General features: G+C 40.2%; 6 protein-coding genes. 5 read left to right on the plus strand and 1 reads right to left on the minus strand.

All coding sequences use genetic code 11. The features are described 5' to 3' along the window. Positions 1-26 precede the first annotated feature (26 nt). The 5 genes from ACYVLS_RS00275 (at position 27) to ACYVLS_RS00295 (ending at position 6,374) form a co-directional block, all read left to right on the plus strand. Positions 27-974, plus strand: a complete 948-nt coding sequence (locus ACYVLS_RS00275; protein WP_460319917.1) for an ABC transporter permease — start codon at positions 27-29, stop codon at positions 972-974. Between the two features lie 17 nt (positions 975-991). Then, complete coding sequence (locus ACYVLS_RS00280) at positions 992-2,890, plus strand: oligopeptide ABC transporter substrate-binding protein (protein ID WP_460319920.1); 1,899 nt, start codon at positions 992-994, stop codon at positions 2,888-2,890. A 204-nt stretch (positions 2,891-3,094) separates the two neighbouring features. Next, positions 3,095-4,186: an ABC transporter permease gene (locus ACYVLS_RS00285; protein WP_460319923.1), complete on the plus strand. Its 1,092-nt coding sequence runs from the start codon at positions 3,095-3,097 to the stop codon at positions 4,184-4,186. A gap of 12 nt (positions 4,187-4,198) precedes the next feature. Next, positions 4,199-4,867, plus strand: coding sequence for an ABC transporter ATP-binding protein (locus ACYVLS_RS00290; protein WP_460319926.1), 669 nt, complete (start codon positions 4,199-4,201; stop codon positions 4,865-4,867). 16 nt (positions 4,868-4,883) lie between these two features. After that, positions 4,884-6,374, plus strand: coding sequence for a phytoene desaturase family protein (locus ACYVLS_RS00295; RefSeq protein ID WP_460319928.1), 1,491 nt, complete (start codon positions 4,884-4,886; stop codon positions 6,372-6,374). Positions 6,375-6,462: 88 nt separating this feature from the next. On the opposite strand, the gene ACYVLS_RS00300 is transcribed toward ACYVLS_RS00295, so the two are convergent. Beyond that, on the minus strand, positions 6,463-7,275 hold the full coding sequence (locus ACYVLS_RS00300; RefSeq protein ID WP_460319931.1) for a Cof-type HAD-IIB family hydrolase: 813 nt from the start codon (positions 7,273-7,275) through the stop codon (positions 6,463-6,465). Positions 7,276-7,557: the final 282 nt, after the last annotated feature.

Below are 7,557 nucleotides of genomic sequence, written 5' to 3' on the forward strand. Positions count from 1 at the left end.
ATTTTAGAAGGGAATGAGTAAATCTTATGGCAACAAATCAAGATGCAGAAGCTGCAGTCCTATCTGATGATATGGCCGCATCGTCACCACCTATGGGAATAAAAGTTATAGCAAGGGAATTTATGAGAGACAAATTAGCATTGTTCTCACTTGTTTTATTAATTGTCATTTTAGTAACTGTATTTATATGGTCGTTTATCATTGATCAAGATGCTGTTACAACAGTTAGTTTATGGGATTCTTATCTGCCACCGATGTCGATGAGTGAAGACCCATTCCATGAAGGTACACGGTATATCTTAGGAACAGACTCAGCTGGACGTGATATCTTTGGTTTACTCCTTATTGGAGCAAGAAACTCCATCATACTAGGTTGGTCAGTAACAGTTGTTACGAGTGCTATCGGTATTGTAGTCGGAATATTAGCTGCATACTATGCAGGTTTAGTAGATAATATTCTCATGCGTATTATTGACTTTATTATGATATTACCCCAGTTAATGATTATTATTATATTTGTTACAATCGTACCGAACTATAATGTGGTCACCTTTGCATTGATTTTGATAGTATTCAACTGGCATGGTCCTGCTCGATTTATTAGGGGACGAGCGTTAACGGTTGGACGACTGGATTTCATCAGTGCTTCAAGAACAATGGGGACACCTTCACTGGTTATCATGCTTAGAGAAATGATGCCTAATATAAGTTCATTGATTATTGTTAACTTGACATTGAACTTTGCAGGCAGTATCGGCTTAGAAACAGGGTTATCCTACTTGGGATTCGGTCTTCCGACCGGTACACCAAGTTTGGGGACGTTAGTTTCCTATGCCACCAATCCAGATATTCTGGAGAATAGAGCTTGGGTTTGGTTACCGGCTTCAACACTTATCTTAGTGTTGGTGCTGTGTATAAACTACGTCGGTCGTGCGCTTCAGCGCTCAGCAGACGCTAAACAAAGACTAGGATAAGAGAAGGGGAGAAAAACATGTCAAACAAGAAAAAATACAGCATGCTTGCGAGCACTGCTGCAGTTGCATTCATCTTGGCAGCCTGTGGGAACGGCGACAATGGTGATGCAACGGATACTAACGGGGTAGACGATAACGGATCTACTGAAGAAGTAGAAGATGTTAACGGTGATGAGGATGCTGATGGAAATGGCGAAGCTACTAGTGACGAGCCACAACCTATCGAATTTGAAACACGTGTAGAAAACGAAGGTGAACCAATTGATGGTGGTACAATGAGTATCGGTTATGTATCTGATTCACCATTTACAGGTATCTTCAGCTGGGAATTATACAGCGGTAACCCTGATGCAATCGTAATGAACTACACTATGGGTACTTTAGTAGGATACGACGAAAACTTCCAGTATGATGATTCTGGTGCGGCTACAGTTGAAGTAGATCAGGACACTAACGTTGTAACGATTACACTTCAAGATAACGTATTGTGGCACGACGGTGAGCAAGTAACAGCTGACGATATTGCCTTCACTCATGAAATTATCGGACACCCAGATTATCCTGGTGTACGTTATTCTTCAGACATGCAAAGCATCATCGGTATGGAAGCTTACAAAGCCGGCGAAGCGGACAGCATCGAAGGAATTACTGTTGTTGATGATTTGACATTAGAAATTGAGTATGAATCAGTTGGGGTTCAAATGCTTCAAGCTGGTGGCGGAATCTGGGCATATGCTGCACCACGTCACTATCTAGAAGATATTCCGGTATCAGAGCTGGAATCTGCACCTGAAATTCGTGAGAACCCAATTGGTTTCGGACCTTTCCAAGTGGATAACATTGTACCAGGTGAATCTGTATCTTACTCAAGATTTGAAGACTATTACAGAGGAACACCAAATATCGAACGTATTGAACTTGAAACAGTTCCTAGTTCAACTGCTGTAGCAGCGATGGAAAATCACCAGTTTGATTTATTCTTGAGCATGCCTACAGATCAGTACGAAAACTTTGAAAACATCCCAGGATATACCGTATTAGGTCGTGGAGAAAATGCCTACACGTATATCGGATTTAAACTGGGTGAATGGGTAACTGAAGGGGACGACATTGATCAGCCTCAGAACGTGCCTAATCCAGATGCTAAAATGGCAAACAAAAACCTAAGACAGGCTATGGCTTACGCTATGGATAACGATGCTGTTGGAGCACGTTTCTACCAAGGACTACGTAGCCGTGCGACATCTCCAATTATCCCTAACTTTGCTGACTACCATGCAGATGACTTAGAAGGCTACCCATATGATCCTGAACGTGCTATGGAATTACTTGACGAAGCAGGATATGTAGATGTTACTGGCGATGATTTCCGCGAAACTCCAGAGGGTGAAGAGTTAGTCATTAACTTTGCATCAATGTCTGGTGGAGAAGTTGCTGAACCGATCTCTGAATACTACATGCAGTCTTGGAGAAACATTGGATTGAACGTTCAACTATTGGACGGACGTCTACATGAGTTCAACTCATTCTATGACCGTGTTGAAGCAGATGATCCGGCAATTGATATCTATCAAGGAGCATGGGGAACAGGTACTGACCCAACTCCAGACGGATTGTATTCTCGTTACGCTCCATTCAACTACACTCGTTGGGCTTCAGAAGAAAACGATGCCTTCATGGAAGATATGCTTAGTGATGAAGGATTTGATACTGAATGGCGTGCAGAGGTATTTAGAGACTGGCAGGAATACTTCATGGAAGAACTGCCAATCATTCCAACACTATTCCGTAATGAAGTCTTCCCAGTTAATAACCGTGTAGGAGCTTACGACATCGGATTTGGAGTTGATCCAGATACTGATGGAGCAGGCATCCACACATGGTACTTGATTGACGAAGACCGTGCAACTGAATAATAGAATCAGATAAACAAAGATTAACTATCTAGTTTCGCTCAAACATCGCTCAATCGGCCAAAGAGATTTCATTCTCTTTGGCCGATTTTTTTGGTTTATAATAATTGTAGTTATTTTTAAAATAGGGTATTATGGAAAAGTGACACGTGTGAGTGTTTCACAATATACTTCGAATTAAATATATTAAAGATAGAGGGAATAATTATGTTTTTAGCATGGAAAGAGATAAAGTACTCTAAAACGCGGTTTGCCTTAATCATAGGAGTAGTCGTATTGATATCTTATCTGGTGTTCTTTTTAACCGGTTTAGCTTATGGACTGGCGCAGGAAAATAGAACGAGCATTGATAAGTGGGACGCTACCGGTATCGTTCTTGCAGACGAGTCTAATTTGAATATTAATATGTCGATGTTTCCGAAAAATCTAATGGACGACGTCGACGCGGAAGAGAAAGCCAGTTTAGGAATTGCCAGCAGTGTGATTCAGTTGGTAGAAGAGTCAGATGACGACAGCAAAGTGAACGTCACTTTTTTTGGTATTGATGAAGATGAGTTTATCGCACCTGAAATTATAGAAGGTGATATGTTTTCCGATAGGGATGAAGTTGTAGGAGATTTAAGTCTTCAGGAAGAGGAAGGCTATGAAGTAGGTGACGAACTGTCTCTTGCAGGTATGGATACGACGGTGACGCTGGTTGGGTTTACAGATAATTCAAAATTTAATGTTGCCCCTGTACTCTATACGAATCATGAAACATATCAGCACATACGTGCCAGTGGCTTTGGAGAACGGGAAGATGAGATTATCAGCGCCATAGTGGTCAGCAATGGCGAGGATACCATAGAAGATATAGCCACCGGAACTGATGACCTTGAGTTGTATGAAATAAATGAATTTATCAGTAACTTGCCAGGATACAACGCTCAAGTTCTTACCTTTGGATTGATGATAGGTTTTTTAGTGCTTATCGCAGCGATGATTATCGGGATATTCATTTATGTACTGACGCTTCAGAAATCCTCGATGCTCGGAGTCATGAAAGCACAAGGGATATCCTCTAAATATATTGGGAAATCAGTAGTCGGTCAGACATTTTTACTCAGTGCAATTGGTGTTTTGACGGGCTTAGCGCTGACACTGGGAACAGGTTTAGCTCTGCCGAATGCAGTGCCATTCCAGAATAACGGTTTGTTCTTTGTGTCGATAACGACGCTATTAATTGTGGTTGCTTTACTCGGAGCCTTTTTCTCAGTGAGAACTGTAGTTAAGATTGATCCGCTAGAAGCAATAGATTAGGAGATAATAGGTATGAAACTGATAGAATTAAAAGAGGTAACAAAATCATTTGATGATGGCAGAAAAAAAATAGAAGCTTTGAAGACAACAAATTTTTCAGTTGAAGAAGGAGAATTTGTATCTATAATTGGACCGAGTGGATCAGGTAAAAGTACATTTTTAACTATTATCGGGGGCCTCCAGACACCGACAGAAGGAAAAGTCTTTATAAATAACGACAAGTTCAGTGAGCTTGCAGAAAAAGAACGGGCTAAGAAACGCTTCAAGGAAATTGGGTTTATCCTACAAGCTTCCAACTTAATTCCCTTTCTTACGGTCAAAAATCAGCTTCAGCTTGTAAATAAGATAAACAAGGAAAAGTTTGATATAAAGCAGGTCGAATCGCTTTTAAACGATTTGAAGATTAATGAACTGCAGGATAAATACCCTGGCGAGCTGTCAGGTGGAGAACGGCAGCGTGCTGCTATTGCACGGGCGCTCTACCATGATCCTTCAGTCATCCTGGCAGATGAACCCACGGCCAGCCTGGATACAGAGCGGGCATTTGAAGTCGTAGAAATTTTAGCAAGGGAAACTAAAAAGAAGAAAAAAGCTACAATAATGGTTACACATGACGAACGTCTGACGGACTATTGTGATTCAGTTTATGTTATGAAAGACGGTGTGCTTAATAAAAAATGAAGAAAGCAGGGGAATTATGAAAAAATCAGTTAGTGTTATTGGTGCAGGCGTGGCAGGATTAGCCAGCGCTATCAGACTTCAGAATGCCGGTTACCAAGTTACGATTTATGAAAAGGAACAAATGGCTGGTGGTAAAATGCATCAGTTGAAAAAAGATGGCTTTACTTTTGATATTGGCCCAAGTATTGTCATGATGCCTGAAATTTACCGTGAAGTATTTGAACTGGCCGGTAAAAACCCTGATGATTATATTCCAATGGAAAGACTGGACCCAATGTATTCCGCCTATTTTGATGATGAAAAAATTGATGTATCATCAGATTTAGTTAAGCTGGTTGAACACTTGGAAGGTATTGGTGAGGAGGATGTCATTGGCTTTTTAGCTTATCTAAAAGATATTTACGAACGATTCACTGTTGCCAAAGAGTATTTTATTCAGAGACCGTTCCGAAATGCCTCTGATTTTTATAATCCTTTTATGATAAAACAGGCATTGAAATTGAAGACATTCGACAGCGCTAACCATTCCATCGGTAAATTCGTCAAGGACAAGCGTCTTCAGCAGATTTTAAGTTTTCAGACCTTGTATATTGGCATTTCGCCCTTAAACGGTCCGTCTTTGTATACTATTATTCCCATGATTGAATACTTGTATGGCATCTGGTTTATCAAGGGTGGTATGTATACCATGGCTAGCTCGATGGAGAAGCTATTCCTGGAGTTAGGTGGAGAAATACACTACAGTACAGAAATTGATGAGATAGTTATCGAGGATAAAAAAGCAACCGGCATTAAACTGAATGGTGAAAAAATAGTGTCTGATTATGTCATGTGCAATGCTGACTTTCCTTATGCTATGAAAAATTTGGTTAAAGACACTAGAGCCAAAGGGAAGTACACGGACAAGAAAATTGACAGTATGAAATATTCCTGCTCCTGTTTAGTCATGTATTTAGGAATGAACAAAAAGTATGACCAAGTGGATAACGTCCATAACTTTATTTTTTCTCAGGATCTTAATAGTAACCTGGAGGAAATTTTTGATGGGAAACTGCTGGAGAAAGCATCTTTCTACGTGTATATTGCTTCGAAAATGGATGAAACGCTTGCTCCAGAAGGCAAAGATGGCCTCTACATCCTGATTCCTGTTTCAGATTTATCTACAGCTCAGTATGAATGGAATGAGGAGACAATTGGCCATTACCGTTCTCAAATTTTGAATAAATTGAAAACTATTGAAGGTTTTGAAACGATAGAAGAAGATATTATCTCAGAGAGCTATACAACTCCAAACGATTTTGAATCTCGCTTCAATGCGTATAACGGGGCTACATTTGGTCTAAGACCGACTCTTACACAAAGTAATCACTTTAGACCACAAGCAAAAGCCAAGAAGGTCGATAATCTTTACTTTACCGGGAGCAGTACCCACCCCGGAGCAGGTGTACCTATTGTACTTACTTCGGCAAAAATTGCTACAGAAGAATTAATGCTTGATGATAAGTAAAAAGAAGCGGCTTCCTGGATAAGGGGCCGCTTCTTTTAGTGTAAATGTGTAATAATTTTATGATATACCTTAAAGACTGAGCGAGAAGTTAAAGAGAGAAATACTTAGAAAGATAGTCTGCTACGCCATGCTCGTCATTGCTGACCGCAGTGATATCATCTGCAATATTTTTAAGTGACTGTATTCCATTGGCCATAACAACGCCTTGTCCGGCATACTGAATCATTTCATAGTCATTTTCCTGATCACCAAATGCCAGGATGTCTTTTCGTTCAATACCATAATAAGAGGCTATGCGTTCGAGCCCAAGTGCTTTCTGCACACCTGCAGCCACTACTTCAAGACAAGGTGTATCTCCGCCCCACATACGCACTTCAACTGAACCCTCATATTGTTCTACAATTTTCTGCTCAATATAGGGCTGATAATCACGCGTGGTTGTGAAGACACCTACAGATGTTGGATCTTCTGTCAATATTTCCGGTCGCAATTGTTTGCTGACTTGGATGCCTTCCGGAAAGAAATCCGGATAAGGGATATACTCGCCTTCAATGTAGATGGAACGCTGTGATTCGGCTGCAATGAGCTGAACTTCTGGGTTGGACTTTAGAGATAACATGGATAATGCGAGTTCTTTGCTCAGTGTTTTATGGTAGTTATGAGACCAGTCACGATCAGCAGGCTTGTGACACCAAGCTCCATTAAAATTAACGATAGGGGTATCCAGTTTCAGCTCATCATAATAATAATAGCTGTTTCTATAGGGTCTGCCTGTAACGATGGATACAATGTGTCCTTGTTGTCGCAGGCGGGTCAGGACACTCTTAGTTTCAGCCGATATCATCGATTGATTATTAAGTGTGGTACCATCCAAGTCTAACGCAATCAGTTTCTTATTCATAAGTTTTCTCCTATTCTCTACTAAATAATCATCTTTCAACAGTATAACAAATGACTTGTAAAAAGTATATTTTGTCAGGGAATAACTTCAGTAATGACACGAATTGTTTAATATTTAAGTGAAACAAATCAGCTAATTATGTTAGAATAAGAGTTGTATAAGCATTATGGTGGTAAGTCAAGAGAATAGATTATAAATAGACAACCTAATTTCATAAAAAAGGGTTCACTGAACTAAACCGTCACGTATTCGAAAATACGTTCGGTTTATGTCTTCGGATAG

The sequence above is a fragment of the Alkalibacterium psychrotolerans genome (assembly GCF_054784355.1).